23 protein-coding genes and 1 pseudogene are annotated in these 19,910 nt (G+C 70.3%); 14 read left to right on the forward strand and 10 right to left on the reverse strand.

Going from position 1 to position 19,910, the window contains the following annotated elements; translation table 11 throughout:
- Nucleotides 1–436: 436 nt before the first annotated feature.
- Genes ACZ562_RS32295 through ACZ562_RS32305 form a run of 3 tightly spaced genes read left to right on the forward strand, consistent with a single transcriptional unit; the run spans nucleotide 437 to nucleotide 2,812 of the window.
- Complete coding sequence (locus ACZ562_RS32295; protein WP_471186460.1) at nucleotides 437–1,159, forward strand: alanyl-tRNA editing protein; 723 nt, start codon at nucleotides 437–439, stop codon at nucleotides 1,157–1,159.
- Nucleotides 1,159–1,731 (forward strand): helix-turn-helix domain-containing protein, encoded by a 573-nt coding sequence (locus ACZ562_RS32300; protein WP_471186463.1) that lies wholly within the window; start codon nucleotides 1,159–1,161, stop codon nucleotides 1,729–1,731. The genes ACZ562_RS32295 and ACZ562_RS32300 overlap by 1 nt, the downstream gene beginning before the upstream one ends.
- Before the next feature lie 19 nt (nucleotides 1,732–1,750).
- Complete coding sequence (locus ACZ562_RS32305; protein WP_471186466.1) at nucleotides 1,751–2,812, forward strand: threonine aldolase family protein; 1,062 nt, start codon at nucleotides 1,751–1,753, stop codon at nucleotides 2,810–2,812.
- A gap of 322 nt (nucleotides 2,813–3,134) precedes the next feature.
- Here the strand turns inward: ACZ562_RS32305 and ACZ562_RS32310 are convergent, their stop codons facing one another.
- Nucleotides 3,135–3,596 carry a MarR family winged helix-turn-helix transcriptional regulator gene (locus ACZ562_RS32310; RefSeq protein ID WP_471186469.1) on the reverse strand — a complete coding sequence of 154 codons (462 nt, stop codon included), beginning with the start codon at nucleotides 3,594–3,596 and terminating at the stop codon, nucleotides 3,135–3,137.
- A gap of 101 nt (nucleotides 3,597–3,697) precedes the next feature.
- Here ACZ562_RS32310 and ACZ562_RS32315 point away from each other — a divergent pair, with 101 nt between their 5' ends.
- Nucleotides 3,698–4,546 carry an SDR family NAD(P)-dependent oxidoreductase gene (locus ACZ562_RS32315; RefSeq protein WP_471186472.1) on the forward strand — a complete coding sequence of 283 codons (849 nt, stop codon included), beginning with the start codon at nucleotides 3,698–3,700 and terminating at the stop codon, nucleotides 4,544–4,546.
- Nucleotides 4,547–4,773: 227 nt separating this feature from the next.
- Here ACZ562_RS32315 and ACZ562_RS32320 read toward each other — a convergent pair whose 3' ends face one another.
- Nucleotides 4,774–5,349 carry a carboxymuconolactone decarboxylase family protein gene (locus tag ACZ562_RS32320; protein ID WP_471186475.1) on the reverse strand — a complete coding sequence of 192 codons (576 nt, stop codon included), beginning with the start codon at nucleotides 5,347–5,349 and terminating at the stop codon, nucleotides 4,774–4,776.
- 139 nt (nucleotides 5,350–5,488) lie between these two features.
- Here ACZ562_RS32320 and ACZ562_RS32325 point away from each other — a divergent pair, with 139 nt between their 5' ends.
- Nucleotides 5,489–5,809, forward strand: a complete 321-nt coding sequence (locus tag ACZ562_RS32325) for a winged helix-turn-helix transcriptional regulator (RefSeq protein ID WP_471186477.1) — start codon at nucleotides 5,489–5,491, stop codon at nucleotides 5,807–5,809.
- Nucleotides 5,810–6,091: 282 nt separating this feature from the next.
- Nucleotides 6,092–6,475: a VOC family protein gene (locus ACZ562_RS32330; RefSeq protein ID WP_471186480.1), complete on the forward strand. Its 384-nt coding sequence runs from the start codon at nucleotides 6,092–6,094 to the stop codon at nucleotides 6,473–6,475.
- A 256-nt stretch (nucleotides 6,476–6,731) separates the two neighbouring features.
- On the opposite strand, the gene ACZ562_RS32335 is transcribed toward ACZ562_RS32330, so the two are convergent.
- Both ACZ562_RS32335 and ACZ562_RS32340 read right to left on the reverse strand, forming a co-directional pair.
- Nucleotides 6,732–7,490: a type 1 glutamine amidotransferase domain-containing protein gene (locus ACZ562_RS32335; protein ID WP_471186483.1), complete on the reverse strand. Its 759-nt coding sequence runs from the start codon at nucleotides 7,488–7,490 to the stop codon at nucleotides 6,732–6,734.
- Between the two features lie 158 nt (nucleotides 7,491–7,648).
- Nucleotides 7,649–8,278 carry a TetR/AcrR family transcriptional regulator gene (locus tag ACZ562_RS32340; protein WP_471186486.1) on the reverse strand — a complete coding sequence of 210 codons (630 nt, stop codon included), beginning with the start codon at nucleotides 8,276–8,278 and terminating at the stop codon, nucleotides 7,649–7,651.
- Between the two features lie 36 nt (nucleotides 8,279–8,314).
- Here ACZ562_RS32340 and ACZ562_RS32345 point away from each other — a divergent pair, with 36 nt between their 5' ends.
- Nucleotides 8,315–8,641, forward strand: coding sequence for a rhodanese-like domain-containing protein (locus ACZ562_RS32345; protein WP_471186489.1), 327 nt, complete (start codon nucleotides 8,315–8,317; stop codon nucleotides 8,639–8,641).
- 17 nt (nucleotides 8,642–8,658) lie between these two features.
- Here ACZ562_RS32345 and ACZ562_RS32350 read toward each other — a convergent pair.
- The 4 genes and pseudogenes from ACZ562_RS32350 to ACZ562_RS32365 all read right to left on the reverse strand — a co-directional run.
- Nucleotides 8,659–8,879 (reverse strand): annotated as a pseudogene (locus ACZ562_RS32350) (IS5/IS1182 family transposase); the annotation flags it as partial.
- A gap of 408 nt (nucleotides 8,880–9,287) precedes the next feature.
- Nucleotides 9,288–9,722, reverse strand: coding sequence for a DUF2267 domain-containing protein (locus tag ACZ562_RS32355; protein ID WP_471186492.1), 435 nt, complete (start codon nucleotides 9,720–9,722; stop codon nucleotides 9,288–9,290).
- An 83-nt stretch (nucleotides 9,723–9,805) separates the two neighbouring features.
- The gene (locus ACZ562_RS32360; RefSeq protein ID WP_471186495.1) at nucleotides 9,806–10,201 is read right to left on the reverse strand and encodes a DUF2267 domain-containing protein; all 396 of its coding nucleotides are present in this window, start codon (nucleotides 10,199–10,201) and stop codon (nucleotides 9,806–9,808) included.
- A 101-nt stretch (nucleotides 10,202–10,302) separates the two neighbouring features.
- A complete protein-coding gene (locus ACZ562_RS32365; protein WP_471186498.1) occupies nucleotides 10,303–10,734 on the reverse strand; it encodes an Hsp20/alpha crystallin family protein in 432 nt (143 codons plus the stop codon).
- Between the two features lie 127 nt (nucleotides 10,735–10,861).
- Here ACZ562_RS32365 and ACZ562_RS32370 point away from each other — a divergent pair, with 127 nt between their 5' ends.
- From ACZ562_RS32370 to ACZ562_RS32380, 3 genes are all read left to right on the forward strand, one after another.
- Complete coding sequence (locus tag ACZ562_RS32370) at nucleotides 10,862–11,521, forward strand: type III effector protein (RefSeq protein WP_471186501.1); 660 nt, start codon at nucleotides 10,862–10,864, stop codon at nucleotides 11,519–11,521.
- A 556-nt stretch (nucleotides 11,522–12,077) separates the two neighbouring features.
- Nucleotides 12,078–13,196, forward strand: coding sequence for a PP2C family protein-serine/threonine phosphatase (locus tag ACZ562_RS32375; RefSeq protein WP_471186504.1), 1,119 nt, complete (start codon nucleotides 12,078–12,080; stop codon nucleotides 13,194–13,196).
- A gap of 13 nt (nucleotides 13,197–13,209) precedes the next feature.
- Nucleotides 13,210–13,314 carry a peptidoglycan-binding domain-containing protein gene (locus ACZ562_RS32380; RefSeq protein WP_471186507.1) on the forward strand — a complete coding sequence of 35 codons (105 nt, stop codon included), beginning with the start codon at nucleotides 13,210–13,212 and terminating at the stop codon, nucleotides 13,312–13,314.
- A gap of 246 nt (nucleotides 13,315–13,560) precedes the next feature.
- Here the strand turns inward: ACZ562_RS32380 and ACZ562_RS32385 are convergent, their stop codons facing one another.
- Nucleotides 13,561–13,833: an SDR family oxidoreductase gene (locus ACZ562_RS32385; protein ID WP_471186509.1), complete on the reverse strand. Its 273-nt coding sequence runs from the start codon at nucleotides 13,831–13,833 to the stop codon at nucleotides 13,561–13,563.
- A gap of 429 nt (nucleotides 13,834–14,262) precedes the next feature.
- Between ACZ562_RS32385 and ACZ562_RS32390 the strand changes: the two genes are divergently transcribed.
- A complete protein-coding gene (locus ACZ562_RS32390; RefSeq protein WP_471186512.1) occupies nucleotides 14,263–14,898 on the forward strand; it encodes an ATP-binding protein in 636 nt (211 codons plus the stop codon).
- Here the strand turns inward: ACZ562_RS32390 and ACZ562_RS32395 are convergent.
- Nucleotides 14,781–16,562 carry a PucR family transcriptional regulator gene (locus ACZ562_RS32395; RefSeq protein ID WP_471186515.1) on the reverse strand — a complete coding sequence of 594 codons (1,782 nt, stop codon included), beginning with the start codon at nucleotides 16,560–16,562 and terminating at the stop codon, nucleotides 14,781–14,783. The two genes, ACZ562_RS32390 and ACZ562_RS32395, sit on opposite strands and share 118 nt — an antisense overlap.
- Nucleotides 16,563–16,843: 281 nt before the next feature.
- Between ACZ562_RS32395 and ACZ562_RS32400 the strand changes: the two genes are divergently transcribed.
- The 3 genes from ACZ562_RS32400 to ACZ562_RS32410 are packed head-to-tail and all read left to right on the forward strand — an operon-like array spanning nucleotide 16,844 to nucleotide 19,904.
- On the forward strand, nucleotides 16,844–17,329 hold the full coding sequence (locus ACZ562_RS32400) for a YflT domain-containing protein (RefSeq protein ID WP_471186518.1): 486 nt from the start codon (nucleotides 16,844–16,846) through the stop codon (nucleotides 17,327–17,329).
- A gap of 52 nt (nucleotides 17,330–17,381) precedes the next feature.
- A complete protein-coding gene (gene dnaK / locus ACZ562_RS32405; protein WP_471186521.1) occupies nucleotides 17,382–19,277 on the forward strand; it encodes a molecular chaperone DnaK in 1,896 nt (631 codons plus the stop codon).
- A gap of 9 nt (nucleotides 19,278–19,286) precedes the next feature.
- Nucleotides 19,287–19,904, forward strand: a complete 618-nt coding sequence (locus ACZ562_RS32410; protein ID WP_471186523.1) for a nucleotide exchange factor GrpE — start codon at nucleotides 19,287–19,289, stop codon at nucleotides 19,902–19,904.
- Nucleotides 19,905–19,910 lie beyond the last annotated feature (6 nt).

Genomic DNA, 19,910 nt, shown 5'->3' on the forward strand with positions numbered 1-19,910 from the left:
TCGGGACGTGGACGCATTGCCGACGGGCCGGGACCACGTATTCGGGTAGTCGGGAGTCGGCGACCACGGCGCGCACCACGGGATCGCTCTGCAACACGGCGGCGAGGTGCCCCTGTTCGATGACGAGATCCGCCAACCCCTCCAGTGTGACGTCCACTCTGCCGCGTGGGTCGGGTTCCGCCTCGGCGGCGTCGAGTTCCCGGCGCCGGCGCAGTAGACGCGTACATCTCGCCCAGCGGCCGGAACGCCCCGCCGCAGGTCGCGACGATCATGCTGGCGGGTCTGCCGCACCAAATCCGGCACCTACCGCGGCAGTGGTTCGTGCTTGAGGAATGCGCGGTGCGCGCAACCGGAAGGCGCCCGGAAGGAGTGGGTGCGTCGTTCAGTAAAATGAACGATAGGTTCACCATCTCGGTGGGTTCGGTATAGTGAACGCATGGTTCGCCCAATCGAGACACTCCGGGGTGGCGCACAAACCAGCGTCTACCTCGATGACACCTACCTGGAACAGGTCGATACGCGGGTGATCGCGGTCGGAGAGCAGGAGGGGCTGCCGTGGGCTGCCGTCGAGCGCTGCCTGTTCCATCCGCAGGGCGGCGGCCAGCCCGCCGACTCGGGCTGGCTTGAGGACGCAGAGATCGTCCCGGTCCGGGACAGCGGTTCGGGGCTGGTGGTGGCGATGGCGCCTGAGGGCGGCAGCCTGCCGCCCCTGGCCGAGGGGCAGGCGGTGCGGTCCCGGATCGATCTTCAGGCGCGGACGGCGCACGCCGCGCTGCACACCGCCGGACACCTCATCGAGGCAGTCGGGCGGATGCAGGGCTGGGAGACGGCCGCCAGCAATCACTTCCCCGGTCAGGCCCGCATCGAGTTCCACGTGCCCCAGGCGGACAAGCGACTGGCCTGCCCGGAAGGGCGGGAGGAAGTGACGGCCGTGCTGCGTGCCGAAGCAGCGGCTGCGGTAGCCGACGATCTGCCGGTCTTCGCACGGTACGTCGCCGAGGGGCGGCGCGTTGTGCATCTGGACATGCTGCACGCCGCGCCGTGCGGGGGCACGCATGTGCGTAGCCTCGGCGACCTGGCCGAGGTCGTCCTGCCGACGCTGAAGGTAAGGAAGGGCCGTATCCGCGTGTCCTACACCGCAACCCACAGGAGCCGTTGATGACGCCCCCTCCGTCCGGCCGCCAGCCGGTGAGCAGTACCGCGGCCGCAGTCGGCACGAAGATTCGTCTGCGCCGCCAGCAGCGCGGCATGAGCGCCGCGGAGATGGCCCGGCGCGCCGGGCTGAGCAAGGCCACGCTGTCGCAGTTGGAGGCCGGCAACGGCAATCCGACGATCGAAACCCTGGACGCGATCGCGATCGCCCTGCGTATCCCGATCGCCGACCTCCTGGCGCGAGACGCCGACACCGGGCCGGTCTTCCGGCCGGGTACCGATGCCGAGCCCGGCGAGGTCTCCCGGGAGCTCCTGCGCCGCATCAGCAGCGGCAACAGCCTGGAGATCTGGCGGCTGCGCATCCCGCCCGAGACGGAGCTGCCCGGCGTGCCGCACGCCACCGGCACGATCGAGCACCTGCTCATCGCCACCGGCCACGTCACCGCCGGGCCCGTCGACGCCCCGCAGGACCTGGGCCCCGGCGACATGCTCGCCTTCGCGGGGGATGCCCCGCACTTCTACCGCACCGGCGCGGAAGACGTAGACCTCACCGTCGTCTTCGCCTCTCCCATCACCTGACACCAGGGAAGACCCGCTCATGAGCTCCACCATCACCACCACCCCTTCAAGCCGTGCCTTCGCCAGCGACAACATGGCCGGTGCGTCCCCGCAGATAGCCCGGGCCGCCCACGACGCGGCCACCGGGCAGGTCCTGCCGTACGGCAACGACCCCTTCACCGACAGCGCCCGTCGCAGGCTGAGCGAGATCTTCGAGCGGGACGTCGATGTCTTCCCGGTCTCCACCGGCTCCGCAGCCAACGGCCTGAGCCTGGCCGCCCTCACCCCGCCCTGGGGCAGCGTGCTGTCACACCCCGACAGCCACATCAATCACGACGAATGCGGCGCACCCGAATTCTTCACCGGCGGCGCCAAGCTCGTCACCGTCCCCGGCGACGACTGCAAGATCGACCCCGATGCGCTGGTTGCGGCGGTGCGTCGCCGCGCCGGTGACGTGCACAGCGTGCAGCCATCCGCGGTGAGCATCAGCCAGGCCACCGAGAGCGGCAGCGTCTACACCCTGGAGGAGATCCGCCGCCTGTCCGCCACCGCCAAGGACGCCGGTCTGCGCGTCCACATGGACGGCGCCCGCTTCGCCAACGCCCTCGACCACCTCGGCGTCACCCCGGCCGAGATGACATGGAAGGCCGGCATCGACGTACTGTCCTTCGGCGCGACCAAGAACGGTGCGATGACCGCCGACGCCGTCGTCTCCTTCGACCCGGCACTGGCCACCGAGCTCGCCTTCCGCGCCAAACGCGCCGGCCAGCTCGCCTCCAAGATGCGCTTCCACGCCGCCCAGATCGACGCCTACCTCACCGACGACCTGTGGTTGCACAACGCCCGCCGGGCCAACGCGATGGCCACCCGGCTCGGCGACGGCCTCAAAGCCCTCCCCGGCACCGGCCTGCTTGCCACCCCCCAAGCCAACATCCTCTTCTGCCGCCTGGCACAGAAGGTCATCGAAGGACTCCTCGCCGAGGGCTACGCCTTCTACCACGACCGCTGGGAACCGGGGACCGTCCGGTTCGTCACCTCTTTCTCCCACAGCATCGACGACATCGATCAGCTCATCGACGCGGTCCGCCGCCACTCTCGCTGACGGGCGGGGCCGAAGGCGGCGTACCGGCTCGCTCCGCGCGCAGCCGACGGTCGGCAGCGGAGTCCCGGCGCGTGATCCACGCGGTGGCGCCCCCTCCGGGCTGCCGCGGGAACGCTGGTACGGGTCGTCCCGCCCGCACGGCGGGAGCGGGCCCGCGGCCTTCGGTGTCGACCTGCCTGCGCGGTGACGGGCGGGGTGTCCTCACCCGCCCGATCCCGCAGTCGGCCGGTGGGAAGGTGCGGCACGGGGCGGCCGGCAGGAGACCGCGGGGGCGTCAGACGTGGTCCTGTCGCGAGGTGGGCGGGAGGTCCGGCGGCAGGCCCTACGTGTCCTTGTTGGCCTTGAGTTTCTGCCAGACCGTGCTGAGCGCCCGCAGGTCGTCCTGGTTGAGGAGGTTGGTGAAGACGGGGGCGAGGCACTCGCGCCGGGTGGCGTCGGCCGCCTCGAAGAGCCGGTGGCCCTCGGGGGTGAGCGAGACCTCGACGGATCGGGCGTCGCGGGGTGAGGGGGTGCGGGTGACCAGCCCGCGGCTCTGGAGGGCGTCGACCACGCGCGAGACCTGGCTGCGGCTGAGCATGGTGCTGTTGCCCAGGACCGAGGCCGGAACGGGGTCGGGGCTGGAGGCCAGCCAGAGCAGGACCTCGAACCAGGAGACCGGAAGGTCGTGCGCCCTGCTCAGGGCGCGGTCCACGCGGTCCGTCAGGACGGTCCCGGCCCAGACCAGCCCGTAGAAGGCGTGGTCGGCCACAGGCATCTCCGCCTGTGCGAGCTTCTTCTTCGGCATGCCGTCAGCTTAGCGGTTGCGTGTACACGCACGTAACTGCATTATGGTGTGTGTACACGCACTCAAACGAGTCGGCATCCTGGTCACGAAAGGTCTCCTCCATGTCCACCCAGTCCCCCAAGGTCGTCCTCATCTCCGGCACCTCTTCCGGCATCGGCCTCGCCGTCGCCGTCGCCGCCGCGCGTGCCGGCTGGACGACGGTCGCTACGCTGCGTGATCCCAGTCGCTCCGGCGCCCTGTGCAAGGCCGCCGCCGAGGCGGGCGTGGAGCTCGACATTCGCCGGCTCGACGTCACCGACGAGGCCTCGATCGCGTCCGCGATCGACGGTGTGCTCGCCGACTACGGACACCTGGACGCCGTCGTCAACAACGCCGGCGCCGGACACCTCGGCACACTGGAGAACGAGTCCGTCGCCGAGGTCCGCAAGGTCATGGAGGTCAACTTTTTCGGCGTGCTGAACGTCTCGAAGGCGGCCATGCCCCATCTGCGCGCCTCCGGGGGCCGTCTGATCACCGTCACCAGCGTCGGCGGCGTCATCGGGCAGCCCTTCAACGAGGCCTATTGCGCGGCCAAGTTCGCCGTTGAGGGGTACATGGAGAGCCTGGCCCCCGTGGCCGCGGCGCACGGTGTGTCCGTCTCCGTGACCGAGCCCGGCGCCGTGGCCACCGAGTTCGTCGCCAACGTCGGCGTCGACCTGGAAGAGGCCGTCGCCGGTGCCGGGGTGTACGCGCCTCAGTTGAACGCCTACATCAAGCGCACGGTGGCGCAGTTCCACGAGGGCTCGCAGACGGCCGAAGGCGCCGCCGAGTCGGTGATGGAGGCGCTGACGGCAGACGAGCCCGCCTTCCGTCTCCAGACCTCCGAGTGGGCCCGCGGCTTCGTGGGCACCAAGGTCACCGACCTGGACGGCTCGGCGGTCCTCGGCATCACCAAGGGCTGGGTCGCCTGACCCGCACCCACCCGGCGAGGGGCGGCAGCCGTACACGCCGCCTCTCGGGCGTGCCCACACTCCGGGGCACGAGGTGGGCGGACCGGCCTGATGGCAAGACACCCACTGCTGTCGCGCACGCTCGGGTGGGCGCCTGGTCCGCAACCTGACACTCGCGGCGCGTACCGAGACATGGGCGCGACGGGAACGGTCACCTACCACCAGGCAGACCTGCCCATGGTCATGTCCTAGCCCCGCGGGAACCGCGGTGCCCATTTCTCCAGTTCGACCTCCGCGGTGTTGATGACATAGGAGATCGTCCGGTACCAGCCTCCGGTGATCACAAGCTCGAGGATCTGGTCGGGCGAGAACAGCACGCCCAGGGCGGCGAACAGCTCATCGGAGACGGTGTTCGTCGTGTACAGCTCGTCGGCAAGACGGAAGACCAGCGCCTCGTCCTGCGACCACACCGGGTCCTGGGCGCTGCCGTGGACGGTCGACAGGAGCTGAGCATCGGTGAAGCCCAGCGGCTTGGCGAAGGCGGCGGCGTGCACCCCCCATTCGTACTCCGCGCCGCACAGCGCGCAGGTGCGGTGGATCATCACCTCGCGCAGCCGTGGCTCGATCCGGCCGTGCCCGAGGATGCCGGCGCCGAGTGGTCGCATGCGGGAGGCGAGTTCGTCGTGCACGCCGAACGTGCGGAAGAGAGCCAGTGGCTCCATCCCGCTGTCGGGCGGCATCCACTTGTCGAGCATCGTCTTGGTGGCCGGGTCGTAGGGAGGTTCCAGGGGCGGGATCCGGGGCCCGGTGTGGGCGTGAGGCATGAACGGCACTCCTGACATCTGCTTCGAAAATCGAAGCGACCATAATGCTTCGGAAAAGGAAGCGCAATAGTGGAGGTGGGGAATGCCCACACCGTTGCCCGGCCGACCGGTGCGGTCATCGCGCACGGGGCGGCCGATCATGGCACTGCTGGACCTGCTCGGCCGCCGCTGGATGCTGCGCGTGCTCTGGGAGTTGCGTACGCAGCCGCTCGGCTTCCGGGCGTTGCAGGAGGCGTGCGATCGGATGTCGTCCAGCGTGCTGCGCGACCGTCTCGTTGAGCTCGACGAAGCAGGGCTGGTGGCCGCCGATCCCCCTGCCGGTTATGCGCTGACCCACCGGGGGCGGGAACTGCTCGCAGCGCTCGAACCTCTGGACGCATGGAGCAAGGCGTGGGCCCAGGACATCGCCGACACCGGCCCGGCACAACGCGTCGACCACCCGCAAGGCACCCAAGGCTGATGCCGACGTTCCCGCCCGGGACGATGACCCGCGCGAACTCCTCAAGGACAAGCGTCAACGCCGCGACCGGCCATCCGCGCCTGGATCGCGGCATGGAACACCGACCCCAAGCCCCTACGGCTGGACCAAGACCGCGGGCGAGATCCTTGAGCACCTTGCCGGTTGTCTGAACAGAATTCCAGATGGGACACCGTGGATGGACCTCCCCAAAACGCTTCGGCTCGTGGAAGCGAGTCCACGACCGACGATCGACTCTCGGGTGGTCTCCGTACACTGACGGGCATGGCATGCCGCATCAGTGAGCTGGTCATCGACGCCGCCGACCCCGACCGGCTCGCCGCGTTCTGGAGCAAGGTCCTCGGCTACGTCGAACTCGGCCGGGAGGACGACGGAAGCATCGAGATCGGGCCGCCCGACGCCGGCTTCGGCGGCCCGCAGCCCACCCTCGTCCTCAGCCCCAGCAGCGCCCCGCGGACCGGGAAGCTCCGACTGCACATCGACGTCAACGCCACCGACCGCGACCAGGACGCCGAGCTGGAGCGCCTGCTCGCTCTCGGCGCCAGGCCCGTCGACATCGGCCAGACCGGCACCGAGAGCTGGCACGTCCTGGCCGACCCGGAAGGCAACGAATTCTGCCTCCTGCGCACCCGGCTCCAGCCCCTCTGACCATGCGCGTCCTGGCTCCAAGTCGCTCGGCCGTTCGAGTGGGGCCGGGGGTGTTCGTCGCTGTCGGCGCCCGAGCCTGCGCCTGAGCTTCGCCTTGTTCATCGACGAGCGGCCGCGGATGCTGCGCCGGCGGGCCTCCGCGCAGAGCTGGTCGTAGGTCCCGCCGCGGCACCGGAGTGGGAGCGCTGACCGACCCGTTCGCCCGTGGACATGTCGCGGGCGGAGGTGCGGCTCGCCGTGCGGGCCTGGGCCTGCCCTAGGCCGATACCCGGGACGACAGGAGCTCGAGGAAGCGGCGTGCGAAGAGGTAGGCGTCCCCGGGCCAGCGCGCAGAGACGTAGCCGCCGTCCTGGACGACGAACGCGTGGCTGTCGTCGCTCGCGGTGCCGCGCCTGTTGAGGACGCGAGGTCCGCGTGCGAACTGTGTGCCCGGGTCGTCGAGGGCTGACCGCACCTCGTCTTCCACGTAGGCCGTGTAGGTGCGGTAGTAGCGGCCCAGACGCCAGGCGGTGGTCAAGTAGGCTGTGCGCTCCATGTACTTGGGTAGGCAGGTGGTCCGCCGGTCGGCCAGCACGCTGCGGCCCGTGGCCGCGTCCCGGGCTCGGGCGAGGACCAGCACGCCGTGGCAGATCGCCCCGACCGGCCGTCCGAGCGACCAAAAACGGGCTACCTGGTGCTGCAGTCCGGGTGAGCCCAGGTACTGGCGCATACCAGGGGCGTGGCCACCCGGCAGGAGGAGCCCGGCGAACGACGCCACGTCGAGTTCTGCCCAGGCGGCCGTGTCTGTGAACTCCGGTGCCCGGGTGAGCTGTTCGTAGAAGCTCTTGGGCTCCTCCTCGGCGCCCAGCTGCCCAAAGATCACGCCTGTCAGCAGGCGCGGATCCGCCGTGGGCCGGGTACCGGCCCGTTCCGTGGCGAAGACGACATCGTGCCCGGCGTCGGTGAGCAGCCGCCAGGGCACGGCGACCTCGGTGACGTCGAAGTCCCGATCGGGCAGGGGCATCAGCACGCGCATGAGGTCCATCCTGGCAGAGATGACGGTCTGCAATCTGGCGAGGATTCCGTCGGATCCTGAAGATGGACCTGTATGAGGTGAGCGCCTGTCTGGGTGCCGGCATGACCTTGTCAAGAGGTCGCGTGAACGGTTGTGGGTTCACTTGCTCGACCCTTGTCCTACGGGCTGGGGGGTTGCATCGCGGAGCGGGCGAGGCGGATGAGGCCGGCTCGGATCCGCTGCTCGCCGAGCTCTGGCAGGAGTGCGGCTACGTGCTCGGCGGCCAGCGCGGCGAGCAGGACGTGGGCCGTGTGTTCGGGGTCGGGTGTGGTGCCCAGCAGGATCGCTGTGTGGCGGTGCCAGAACCGGTAGGCCCCGATCCGGTACCGCGCGCCGACCGAGGCGGTCTCCGAGGTGCGGATGAGGGCCAGGTTCTCCAGCAGGTAGTCGAAATAGCCGTTGAGGAATGCGGCGAGCCGTTCCTCGGCGGCAGCTCCGGGGCCTAGCGGTGGCGGTCCATAAAGGATCGCCTCTTGCAGTACGCGTTCTCGGGCGTCAAGGAGGGCGACGGCCAGCCCCGACTTGTCGCCGAAGCGGCGGTACAGGGTGCCCTTACCGACGCCGGCGGCTGCGGCCACCTGGTCCATGGATACCGCTTCCACCCCGTGCTCGGCGAACAGCCGGGCGGCCGCGTCGAGTACGGCGGCGCGGTTGCGTGCTGATCGCGCTTGCTCTTTTGGGGGCGGAGTGCGCAGGAGTTCCAGCAGCATTGCAGAATCGGACTGCAGTCCGTTATCGTCGTGAGCCACAACCGGACTATAGTCCGATTCCTGAAAGGCGCAGGTATGACCGCACTCATCTCACGAGACGAGCTGAAGACAGCCATGGACGCGGGCAGCGTGACCGTCGTCGACACTCTGGGCGGCGAGTACTACGCCAAGCAGCATCTGCCTGGTGCACTCGAACTGGTCCTGGCCGAAGTGGATGCCAAGGCGTCCGCCCAGCTCCCCGACCGCGACGCCGCGATCGTCACCTACTGCTCCAACCCGGCGTGCCCCAACAGCGGACAAGTCGCCGACCGGCTCACCTCTCTCGGATACACCAACGTCCGTAAGTACCGCGAGGGCATCCAGGACTGGGTGGAGGCAGGCCTCCCCACCGAGTCCGCCTGACTCCACCCACGGGGACCCTCTGCCTCCTGCAGCGGGCTGAGACGCTTCCGGCCACGCCGTTTGCGGTGCGGGACAAGGGCGCCGGTGCCCTGGCAGCCGCCGTTGGCGACGGCCGGGGCTCCGCGGCAGGCCCGCGACACCGGTACTCGTACTCGGCAACCGCCCGGCAGTCGTTGCGGCTGCCGGGCGGCGGGATCCCGATCGCCTCGACGAGGCGGCTGTTGGCGTCGATGACGATCGCCGGATGGCGCGGGACAACCGCAGCCTGCTGCTGGCGGCCGCCGGTCGAACAGCAGACGCACGGGCAGACACCATCGCTGACTGTCCTGGAGGCCGAGCCGATGCGGCAGCGCGGCCTGGCCGACGGCACGGAAAACCATGGGGCGCCTGGCCGACCTCGTCCTCTCGGTGACGGCCAACGATGCACGGCGGACGGCTTCCCGCCGGCCGCCTGCCGACCAGCGTCGAAGGGGGCGTCCTTCACGGTCCGCCGGTTGCCGGCCGGCATCGACGACGAGGGGCAGCGGTTGGCCGCGATCGGGCAGGTGCGGCGAAGACCTCCAGGCCTTGATCCCACCCCTGTCCTGCGCGGGTCGCCATCGTGACGCCTGCCCTGCCCCGGCGAGGCGACGTCAGGAACGGCTACTCAGACGGCTTGGGTGAGTTCGGCTCGGCCGAACAGAAGCGCGTAGCCGGAGGGGAGCTGGCGCAGGATGCGGGTGAGCAGTTCGGGGCCGGCCAAGGAGGCGATGGTCGCGAGGACGGATCCGGTGTCCCATCGGGTGGTGGCGGGGGAGGCGCCGGTGCGGACGGCGAGGTCTTTGACGAAGGCCCAGCCGGTCAGGGGCTGGGTGTCGGGGATCTGATCGGTGAGGATGCGTGCGGCTTCAAGAGGCAGACGCGCGGCCAGATCGACGCGTTCATCGCCCGTCAGCTGGCGCCCAAGCCCCGAAACGACCAGGCGGACGGCTTCCTCGGCCCGTTCCCGGGTGGGGTAGGCGCCTTCGTAACGGACCTTCTCCAGCATCTGCTCGAACGTCATCACGGACAGGTGGTGGAGCGGTGCACGCCGGTCGGACATCACTGCGGTGGTTGCCTTTCTGTCGCCGAGGTCGTCGTGCCCGGTGCCCGGCGGGTGCGTGCGGACACCGGGTGCGTGGGTGGTCAGGTGGGCTGAGGGCGGCCGAAGAGCAGGTCGTAGCCTGCGGGGAGCTGGAGCAGGATCTGCTTGAGCAGGTCGTCGTCGGCGGCGTCGGCGACCGTGCTGAGGACGGCGCTGACGTCCCAGGCCGCGGTCTGTTCGGTGGCCCCGTCGATCCAGGCCGCCGTCGCCCGCACGAACCGCTCCGGTGGCAGCGGTTCGGCGCTCTGCAGCGGGTTGAGCAGGATCAGGGCGAAGTCCTCCGGCAGGCGCGCCGCGAGCTGGGCCCGCACCTCGCCGACCAGGTGTGCGCCCAGCAGGGCGAGCACCACGCGGGCCGTGCGTTCTGCTTCCTGCCGGCTCCCGTACGCGCCGCGTTCCTTCACGTGGTCGAGGAACGCTTCCCATCGCAGGGTCACCTCGGCCGCCACCCTTCTCGAGTCCGGTGGGTGCGGAGGACGGGTGAGGGGAGATCAGGTGCCCGTCCTCCGCTGCTGATCGGCCCGGGTCGCCGCCCGGCTCAGCCGGAGATCTCCCTGCGGGAGGATTCCCCGCCGATGGCGATCTTGCGGGGCTTGGCGCGCTCGGCGATCGGGATACGCAGGGTGAGCACCCCGGCGTCGTAGTCGGCCTTGATGCGCTCGGTGTCCAGCGTGTCGGCCAGCACGATCTGGCGGGAGAAGACGCCCAGCGGCCGTTCCGACAGTTCCATCTGCACGTCGTCGGCCTTCGCCGCGGGCCGGCGCTCGGCCCTGACGGTCAGCATGTTCCGCTCGACGTCGATGTCGATCGCCTCCGCGCTGACGCCGGGAAGGTCGAAGGCCACCACGTACTCGTCACCCTCGCGGTAGGCGTCCATCGCCATCGCGGACGGCCGCGACCAGGTGCCAGGGCCCATCAGCTGCTGGGCGAGACGGTCGAGCTCACGGAAGGGATCGGTGCGCATCAACATCGCGAAACACCTCCAGAAGGTTCGGGCAGTACCTGCCAATGCGCCTCACTGACACCGTTGTAACATGTCATCCAATGGATGACAAACGCGATGTCGCCGAAAGGATGACAGCCCGAGAGAGGTGCCCATGACAGCAGCCGATCAGCCGGCTTCTTCCAGCGCCGACGCCCAGACCCCGGCCTCGTTTCTCGCCGCCGCGGCGGCTCTGGAAACCATCAACAACGCCCTACACGCCGCCCAGCAGGAGACCTCCGGAGCCCCCGCCGCCGCAGGCGCCGGCCCGGAGCAGGCCTTGGCCTCCCTCCTGCTGCTCCGGCAGATTCGCGAGCAGCTCGCCGGATGGGAAACCGGCCTGATCGAAACAGCCCGCCACGAGGGCGCCAGCTGGGCCGACCTCGCCCACCCCCTCGGCGTCGCCAGCCGCCAGGCCGCCGAACGCCGCTACCTGCGCAACCGGCCCGGTCCCACCGGATCCACCGGCGAACAACGCGTGCAGGCCACCCGCGAACGCCGCGCAGCCGACCGCACCATCGCCACCTGGGCCCGCCACAACGCCGCCGACCTGCGCCGCGTCGCCGGCCAGATCACCGCCCTCACCGACCTCCCCGCCGCCGCCCGCCTCCCGCTCAGCCAACTCGACGCGGCCCTCGCCCATGACGACCCCGCTGCCCTCATCCACCCCCTGAACGCCACCCGCCCCCACTTGACACGCACCCACCCCGACCTCGCCGCCCGACTCGACACCCTCACGAACTCCGCCACGGACACAGCCCCCGCCACCGACTGACCGATGCACAGCAGGCCCCCCTGGACAGTCGGCCCTGGGTGCCCGCTGCTCTTCGGCAGACAGCCTCGCCGGCCTGCAGGTGCCGTCCCGCACCGCCGCGGCTCACCCCCGGTCCGCAAGGGCGTGGCTGGACGCGGGGTACCGCACCATGGCCATCGCCCACGGCTCTCTCCAGGCCATCGACGTCCACGTAGTCCGACGCGCCACCCGGCACCAAGGGCTTCGCCGTGGGCTCCAGGCGGTCGATCATCGAGCACCTTCGGCCGGCTCATGCAGGGCAGCCGACTCGCCCGCGGTCCGCCCCGGCACCCGGGCTGGTCGAGGTTGCCCTGCAGGACCGACAGCAGGTCGATGACGTTGGTGGCTTGTTGCCGGCTCCTCGGCAGGGGCGAGCACCTGGCCCCGGGCCTTCGCCTGGCATCCCGGGCGGATGGGCCAGGGCGGGGGCCGCGATCGAGCGGACCGCGTGGCCGCGGTCCAAGCTGCTGATCACCGAGGACGAGCGGCTTGCCCCATCGAAGGCAGACACCCGCTTTGAACCGATATGATGCGTTTTGTGATCATGCTCGGCCGGCTGTGGCACCGTCGTCCTCCCTACGGCGGCGGGTGGGAAGCTGACCTGCTGGCACCGGTGATCCTCACCCTCGTCATCACCGGCCTGGCATTCTCCACGCCCAGGGAGATCGCCTTCAGCCGCCTCCTGCCCGCCGCACCCGCCCTGGCTGCCGCGATGTGGCCCGTGCTCCCGACGATCTTGTTGGGGACGTTCTGCCTACTGGTCATGATCGGCCTCAGCTTCGTCTACACCGACCTGGGAACGCCTTACACAGCGGCTGCAATCGTCGCTGTCACCCTGGCGGCCGCATACGCGAGCCATGTCCGACTTCAGCGGGAGGAGATGCTCTTCCACGTCCGGCTCGTCGCTGACGCAGCCCAGAAGGTGCTGCTGCGCCCTCTGCCGCGACGCCTTGAGGGCGTCGAGATCGAGTCGCTGTACCGGGCGGCCCAGGAGCAGGCCCGGATCGGTGGCGACTTCTATGAGGCGGCCGCCACCCAGTACGGGGTCCGGCTGCTCATCGGCGACGTACGCGGCAAGGGCCTGGCCGCGGTGGGCACGGCCTCGGCGGTGATCAACTCGTTCAGGGAGGCCGCGTACGACGAACCCGACCTGAGGGGCGTCATCCGGCGCTTGGAGACCAGCATCGCCCGCCACATCGACACGTTCCCCGCCCAGGACCTGCCGGAGCGCTTTGCAACCGCCCTCATCGCCGAGATCCCGCACGGCAGCGGCCACCTCAGACTTCTCAACTGCGGGCATCCCCCGCCGCTGCTGGTACACCGCGGCGAGATCCGCGTCCTGGAGCCCACCACCCCCTCGCCGCCCCTCAACCTCGCGACGCTCATCGGAGACCACTACTTCGTCGACACCGTCCCCTTCGCCCCGGGCGACCAGCTGCTGCTCTACACGGACGGCGTAACGGAGACCCGGGACCGCGACGGCGAGTTCTTCCCACTGCCGGACTGGATGGGGCGGCAAGACCCGGCGCCGCCCCGCGAGCTGCTCGACCGGCTTCACCGGGATCTGCTCCACTACAGCGGCGGCAGGCTCGACGACGACATCGCGGCCCTCGCCGTGCGATACCCGAGCGCCCTGGTCCAAGAGCATCCGGAGTAGGTTGCCGACAGCCGTGGTCCGCACTTCGTGCGCTCACGACTTCCAGCGTGCCTGCGGCATCGGTGTCGACGGCATCATCGGCCCGGTCACCTGGAACCGCCTCCGCAACGGCTGCTGATCTTCACACGCACTCGCGTCGGCCCGCAGAAACTCCCGCCAGCGGGCCGACGCATGTTTCCGCGTTCCCGTGGACCTGTGGACGGGCACGAAATTCCCCACGGCTGCGGTCACGTAGTTCCCCCGGTGCTCGCCCGCCGGGGGAGGGCCCGGTTGCCTGGTCATGACGCCGCACCCGGCGGCCACGGTCGGGTCCTCGTCCACTCGCCCCCCAGCCGGGCCGCGAATGGACAAGGACAGCTCGCGTTCAGGTGGTGTACCCACCGTCCACGGCGAGGGCGGTGCCGGTGATATAGCGGCCGCCTGGACCCGCCAGGTAGGCCACCGCAGCGGCGATGTCCTCCGCCTCGCCGTAACGCCCCAGGGCGGTGAGGGATCGCTGGAAGTCGGCGGTCTCGCCGTCGGCCGGGTTCATGTCGGTGTCGATCGGGCCCGGGTCCACGATGGCGGCGGTGATCCCTAGCGGCCCCAGCTCCCGGGCAAGTCCCTTGGCCAGCCCGATGAGCGCCGACTTGTCCATCGTCTGAAGGACGAAATTCGAGCCCGGCGGGTGGCGCCGGCGGCGAGATCGGCCGGCAGGCGTGGGCGGGCCTGAGTGTCCTGGTGCGGCGCCCGTTCGTCCGCGGGCACGGCTCCGCCGGTGACTCCGCGGCGGATTCCGGGGAGCAGGAGTTGGCGGCGCTGGAGGAGGTACCTGACGTTCCGGCGCTGGCGCAGGCGCTGAGTACGGCGTTGGCGCTGCGGGCCGCCAGGGAGGTGGACTTCCGCGCGGGGCTGGAACAGCGGCACGAGCGGGCAAAGCTGGTGCGTACTGACGGCGAGGTGCACAACACCATCAGCGGTGGCACCTTCCACGGGCCCACGGTGCAGGGCAGGACTTCTCTGGGATCTCCTTCACCACGGCACCCCCGACCGCCCCTGCGTCGGAGGCGGCCCAGAGCTGGCCGAGATGGACGACACGCACCGCGAGGGGGATGGGCCGGTGCCGAACCGGATCAGCGGCGGGGTGTTCTTCCAGGCGGTGATCCAGGGCCGGGACATCACCGTGCAATTGCCCCACACGATCGACCAAGCGCTGTCCGGTCTGCCCGACCGCACCCCCACGTTCACCGGCCGCGATGAGCCGCTGAAGGAGCTGCTCACGGCTCTCGACCCCGCTCAGGGCCGGGGGGAGACGGCACGCGTGGCGGTGGCGGGACTGCCCGGGGTCGGCAAGACCGAACTGGTGGTGCAGACCGCTGAGCGCGCCCGGCAGCAGGGCTGGTTCCCTGGCCGCGTCCTGTTCATCGACCTGTTCGGCTACGACAACGAACGCCGCGTGCCGGCCGAACGCGCCCTGTACGGGCTGCTGCGCGCCCTGGGCATGCGCGCCGAGGACATTCCCGCTGAGCTGCAGGACCATCGCTGTAACAGGGCAGCCCGACCAACTGCCGCTGGCGCCACTCGCACAACAGTTCTAGCAGGGATTCAGCGGGGTCCGCCCAGCACGATTTTCCACACTCGGGTCGCCACTTGGAGGTTGAGCCGGTCCTCGACGTTCGCGAGGTCGTTGCCGCTGATGTCGCGGATGCGCTGGAGCCGATAGCGCAGCGTGCTGCGGTGGATCGCGAGGGATTCGGCGGTCTCGTCGTAGTTGCCGCCGCAGTCGAAGTACCGGGACAGGGTCTCCACCATGGCCGCGTGGTGCCGGGAGTCGTAGTCGATCAGCCGCCCGAGCCACTCGTGGACGAACGTCTCTAGCTCACGGTAATCGTTGCCAGGTCCCAGGATGCGGTAGAGGCCAAGCTCGTCGAAGAACGTCGTGCCGTAGCGCTCGCGGGAGTGGCGGCGCACTTCCAGGGCGCGCTGCGCCTCCTGGTAGCGGTGGGGGATGTCGTCCAGGGAGTCGCAAGGGGCGCTCACCCCGATCGTCCCGGACCGTGTCCCGGTCTCCCGGGCGAGCGCCTCGTACAGAGCGCGGGCGTGCGGCCTGGCGTCGGCGACCAGGACCACATGGTCGGAACGTCGGGTCAGCAGCGAGCGCATGCCCACGGCAGAGGCCGCCCGGCCCACGGTCTGCGCGAAGGAATCGTCCGCCGTCCGGTTCGGCCACTGCACCACGACGACGTAGTGGCTGCGGTGCAGATCGTGTCCGACTGCCTCGGACCGGGCGTAGGCGCTAGCCTCGCCCGTCCCTGCCAGGAGGTCGTCGACCAGTTCGCGGTGCAGCCTCAGCTCCACTTCGGCCAGACTACGCAGGTGCGCCAGCTCCAGGGCGAGCGACTTGGCGGCGTGTTCCAGTGCGAGCACGGTGTGCTCGTCGGCCTCGCCCCGGGCATCGACCAGGCCCAGCACGCCCAGGATCTCGCCGTGCGGGCGGACCAGGCTGATCAGCCGGTCCTTTACCCGCACCGGCCCGACCTCCCGGGCGACGGCGTGCAGCATTTCGTCCTGGCGCACGGGGTCCGGTTCCGGATAGGGGTCGGGGCGGCTGGGGCCGGCCCAGGACCTCAGCCGACCGAAGCGGTCCTCGACCAGCGCGGGGAGTCCAGTGAGCCCGTGCAGCGCGCGGGTGATGGCTTCTTCGCCACCGCCTGAGGCAGCGACGTCGGCCATGAGCGCGTGAACGGCCCGCTGGAACCCAAGCTCAGCCACGACGGAGATCAGCTGCCGCTGGAGGGCTGTCCGTTCCTCCCTCAGCCGGTACAGCTCCAGCGCGTCCTCGCGGTGGCGGCGGTGTGCGAAGGCGACTGACAGAGCAGCAGCGGTGTGCCGGACGAGCGTGGCGAGCAGGGATCGCTCGGCCTCGGTGGGCCGGCAGCGGGACGTCACCACAAGGTAGCCGTGGAGTCCCTCAAGACCGCGCAGCCCCAGGGCCTGGCCCCAGGGCTGGCCGGGTACGGGCACAGGGCCGTCTTCCCCGGCCAGCTCCCGCACCCTCCGGTCCAGGGCCAAGGCATGGATCTGCCCGTCCCTCGGGCTGGGGACCAGGTCGCCGTCCACCCTGAGGTATCCGGCCTCGGCGCTGTATGGCCCTGCGGCGGCTACGTGGTCCATGGCCAGGCGCAGGATCTCGCCTTCGTCCCGGGTGTCGAACAGGGCGCGGGAGAGCACCATCAGTTCGTGGAGGGCATGGTCGGCTGGGGTGGGAACGCGTGGGCGGGGCCCTCTTCGCGCGGCCGTGGGGTGCCGCCCGGCGCTGCCCCGAGGATAGCTGCCGTCCCGGTCGGAGCGGCGACGGTACAGGTTGTGCGCCCGGCTGCCGGCCATGGGATCACTCCGTTCTCCCCGAGCTGGCGGTACACGTTCCGGGCCCAGCAGCCGGTCATGGGATTTTTCCCTTCCCCCGAGCCCGCCGCGAGGTGACAGCGACCCTTCCTGTACGCCCCTCCGACCAACTTACCCGAGACGTTCGGAGTCCTCGTCTCGTGCTCGCGGGGCGACGGGCTCTGTTGTTCTTTGACCTGCCGGGTGCAGGCGTAGAGCTGCTCGGTTCGCGAGTCTGGGGCGTGCCGGGGGCCACCGTGCGCACCGGCAGGAAGGACTGGGCGATGACCGAGCAGCCTCGCAGGCCCGTTGCCACGTACGAGACGTACCAGGAAGCCGAACGCGTCGTCGACCTCCTCTCGGACCAGGGGTTTCCCGTGCAGAGGGTGGCCATCATCGGCCAGGACGTCCGCCTCGTCGAGCAGGTCATCGGCCGTATGGACTACGGCAGGGCCGCCCTGCACGGAGCGGCGAGCGGGGCCCTGCCCGGTGCGCTGATCGGCTGGCTCTTCGGCCTGGTCGACTGGGTGGACCCCCTCGTCTCGGCCCTACTCGTCGCCCTCTACGGCCTGATTTTCGGAGCGATCGTGGGCGCGCTGTTCGGACTGCTGCTGTACGCCCTGCAGGGCGGCCGCCGGGACTTCGCCTCCGTCCGCTCGATGGAGCCCAGCCGGTACGACGTCGTCGTGGACGAAAGGGTCGCCGACGAGGCCGTACGGCTGCTCGGCGGGTTGACCACCGGCGTCGGCGGACGTCCTCCGCATACCTGAACGATCGGATCCGCAGTGCCGGCGCATGCCGCCGCACCGGGAGGAGTTCCTCATGGCCAAGGCAGTGGGTATCGACCTGGGCACCACCAACTCGGTGATCGCCGTGTGGGAGGGCGGCGAGCCGTCCGTCGTGCCCAACAGCGAGGGCAACCGCACGACACCATCCGTGGTGGCCTTCACCGACACCGGCGAGCGTCTGGTGGGCCAGCTGGCCCGGCGCCAGGCGATCCTCAACCCCAAAGGCACCATCTACTCGGCCAAGCGGTTCATCGGCCGGCACTTCGACGAGATCTCCGACGAGGCCAGGGCGGTGGCCTACGACGTCGTCGAGGGCGACGGCGGGGCGGCCCGCTTCAAGGTGCGCGACAAGCTGTACGCGCCTGAGGAGATCAGCGCACAGGTGCTGCGCAAACTCGCCGACGACGCCTCCAAGCAGCTGGGGGAACGGGTCACGGAGGCGGTCATCACGGTGCCCGCCTACTTCAACGACGCCCAGCGCACCGCCACCAAGGACGCCGGACGGATCGCGGGTCTGGAGGTGCTGCGGATCATCAACGAGCCGACCGCGGCGGCCCTCGCGTACGGCATGGACAAGAAGCAGCACGAGACGGTGCTTGTCTTCGACCTGGGCGGCGGCACCTTCGATGTGAGCATCCTCGACGTCGGCGACGGCGTGGTGGAGGTGCGGTCCACAGCGGGTGACAGCCACCTGGGCGGTGACGACTTCGACCGGCGGCTGGTGGATTACCTCGCGGACGACTTCCAGAAGGAGAACGGCATCGATCTGCGCAAGGATCCGCAGGCCCTGCAACGCCTGTTCGAGGCGGCGGAGAAGGCCAAGACCGAGCTCAGTTCGGTGACGCAGACGCAGGTCAGCCTGCCGTTCATCACCGCCGACGCCTCGGGCCCCAAGCACCTCACCGACTCGATCATGCGGTCCACGTTCGAGCAGATCACCAGCGACCTGGTGGAGCGGTGCCTGGGACCGGTCCAGCAGGCCATGGCCGACGCCAAGGTCGGCGAGAGCGACATCGACGAGGTCATCCTCGTCGGCGGATCCACCCGCATCCCTGCCGTCCAGGCCCTCGTGCGTCGGCTGACCGGCGGCAAGGAACCCAATATGAGCGTCAACCCCGATGAGGTCGTGGCCCTGGGCGCTGCGATCCAGGCCGGGGTGCTCAAGGGCGAGGTCAAGGACGTCCTGCTGCTCGACGTCACACCCTTGTCGCTGGGTGTCGAGACGCGCGGCGGCGTGATGACGAAGATCATCGAGCGGAACACCACCATCCCGGTGCGCCGCGCCGAGACCTTTTCCACCGCTGAGGACAACCAGCCGGCCGTCGATGTGGTGGTCCTCCAGGGCGAGCGTGAACGGGCCGCCGACAACCGGGTGCTCGGCCGCTTCCAGCTCACCGACATCCGCCCGGCGCCGCGCGGCGAACCGCAGATCGAGGTCACCTTCGACGTCGACGCCAACGGCATTCTCAACGTCAGGGCCCGCGACCGGGACACCGGCAAGGAACAGGGCATCACCATCACCGAGAGCTCCAACCTCGACCGCAGCGAGGTCGAACGCATGGTCCAGGAGGCCGAGCGCAACCGGGGCCAGGACCAGGCGCTGCGCGAGGCCGTCGACGCCCGCAACGAGCTCGACGCCGTCGCGTACCAGGTCGAGAGGCGCCTCGCCGAGCTGGGCGACGCCGCACCCGCGCACGAGAAGGCACGCGCCGAGATGCTGGCGTCGGATGCCCGGGCGGCGGTCAAGGAGGAGGCAGGCGTGGAGCGGGTGCGGCCCCTGACCTCCGAACTCCAGCAGGTGCTGGCAGGGCTGGTGGCGCATCAGGGCGGCGCCGCCACGGGCGGTCCCGGCCAGGACACCACCGGGGGCGGCCCGACCGGCGGTGGCGGTGACGACGACGTCATCGACGCCGAGTTCGACAAGGACTGAGGAACCGCTATGCCGATCCACCCCAGGGAACCCGACCCGGCCGTGCCGGACCGGGCCGACCCGGCTCCGGAGGGCGCCGTCCGCCCTCCCCGCGGGGATCTTCCGCGCACGGGCCCGCCGACCGGGCCGGGGCCTGCCACGAACGAGGAACCCGGTCCCGACGCGGCCGGCGGCCCCGCACCGTCCGAGGAGGAGCACACGGCCGAGCTCCAGGCACTCGAGGACCGCTGGCGGCGCGCGCTCGCCGACCTCGACAACCTCCGCAAGCGCCACGCCAGGGAACTGGAGCGGGAGCGGACGGTCGAGCGTTCCCGTACCGCCGCCGCCTTCCTGCCCGTCCTGGACAACCTCGAACTCGCCCTGACCCATGCCGGAGCCGACCCCGGCGCGATCGTGGAGGGCATCCGGGCCGTACGCGACCAGGCGGTGAACGTCCTTGAACTGCTCGGCTACCCGCGGCATGCGGAGACCGGCGTCGCCTTCGACCCGGCCCGGCACGAGGTGGTCGGCGTTGTCCAGGACCCCGACGCCGCACCGGGCACGGTCGTCGAGGTGCTGCGCCCGGGCTACGGGGACGGCGAACGGCAGCTCAGGCCCGCCGCCGTGACTGTCGCGAAGCGGGAGTGACCGGTC

This window comes from Streptomyces sp. NPDC040410, from assembly GCF_055595715.1.

Coding starts and splice junctions, on each gene's coding strand:
- ACZ562_RS32295 (WP_471186460.1), top strand. CDS start 437: ATGGTTCGCCCAATCGAGACACTCCGGGGTGGCGCACAAACCAGCGTC.
- ACZ562_RS32300 (WP_471186463.1), top strand. CDS start 1,159: ATGACGCCCCCTCCGTCCGGCCGCCAGCCGGTGAGCAGTACCGCGGCC.
- ACZ562_RS32305 (WP_471186466.1), top strand. CDS start 1,751: ATGAGCTCCACCATCACCACCACCCCTTCAAGCCGTGCCTTCGCCAGC.
- ACZ562_RS32310 (WP_471186469.1), bottom strand. CDS start 3,596: ATGCCGAAGAAGAAGCTCGCACAGGCGGAGATGCCTGTGGCCGACCAC.
- ACZ562_RS32315 (WP_471186472.1), top strand. CDS start 3,698: ATGTCCACCCAGTCCCCCAAGGTCGTCCTCATCTCCGGCACCTCTTCC.
- ACZ562_RS32320 (WP_471186475.1), bottom strand. CDS start 5,349: ATGCCTCACGCCCACACCGGGCCCCGGATCCCGCCCCTGGAACCTCCC.
- ACZ562_RS32325 (WP_471186477.1), top strand. CDS start 5,489: ATGGCACTGCTGGACCTGCTCGGCCGCCGCTGGATGCTGCGCGTGCTC.
- ACZ562_RS32330 (WP_471186480.1), top strand. CDS start 6,092: ATGGCATGCCGCATCAGTGAGCTGGTCATCGACGCCGCCGACCCCGAC.
- ACZ562_RS32335 (WP_471186483.1), bottom strand. CDS start 7,490: ATGCGCGTGCTGATGCCCCTGCCCGATCGGGACTTCGACGTCACCGAG.
- ACZ562_RS32345 (WP_471186489.1), top strand. CDS start 8,315: ATGACCGCACTCATCTCACGAGACGAGCTGAAGACAGCCATGGACGCG.
- ACZ562_RS32355 (WP_471186492.1), bottom strand. CDS start 9,722: ATGTCCGACCGGCGTGCACCGCTCCACCACCTGTCCGTGATGACGTTC.
- ACZ562_RS32365 (WP_471186498.1), bottom strand. CDS start 10,734: ATGTTGATGCGCACCGATCCCTTCCGTGAGCTCGACCGTCTCGCCCAG.
- ACZ562_RS32370 (WP_471186501.1), top strand. CDS start 10,862: ATGACAGCAGCCGATCAGCCGGCTTCTTCCAGCGCCGACGCCCAGACC.
- ACZ562_RS32385 (WP_471186509.1), bottom strand. CDS start 13,833: ATGGACAAGTCGGCGCTCATCGGGCTGGCCAAGGGACTTGCCCGGGAG.
- ACZ562_RS32390 (WP_471186512.1), top strand. CDS start 14,263: ATGGACGACACGCACCGCGAGGGGGATGGGCCGGTGCCGAACCGGATC.
- ACZ562_RS32395 (WP_471186515.1), bottom strand. CDS start 16,562: ATGGCCGGCAGCCGGGCGCACAACCTGTACCGTCGCCGCTCCGACCGG.
- ACZ562_RS32400 (WP_471186518.1), top strand. CDS start 16,844: ATGACCGAGCAGCCTCGCAGGCCCGTTGCCACGTACGAGACGTACCAG.
- dnaK (WP_471186521.1), top strand. CDS start 17,382: ATGGCCAAGGCAGTGGGTATCGACCTGGGCACCACCAACTCGGTGATC.
- ACZ562_RS32410 (WP_471186523.1), top strand. CDS start 19,287: ATGCCGATCCACCCCAGGGAACCCGACCCGGCCGTGCCGGACCGGGCC.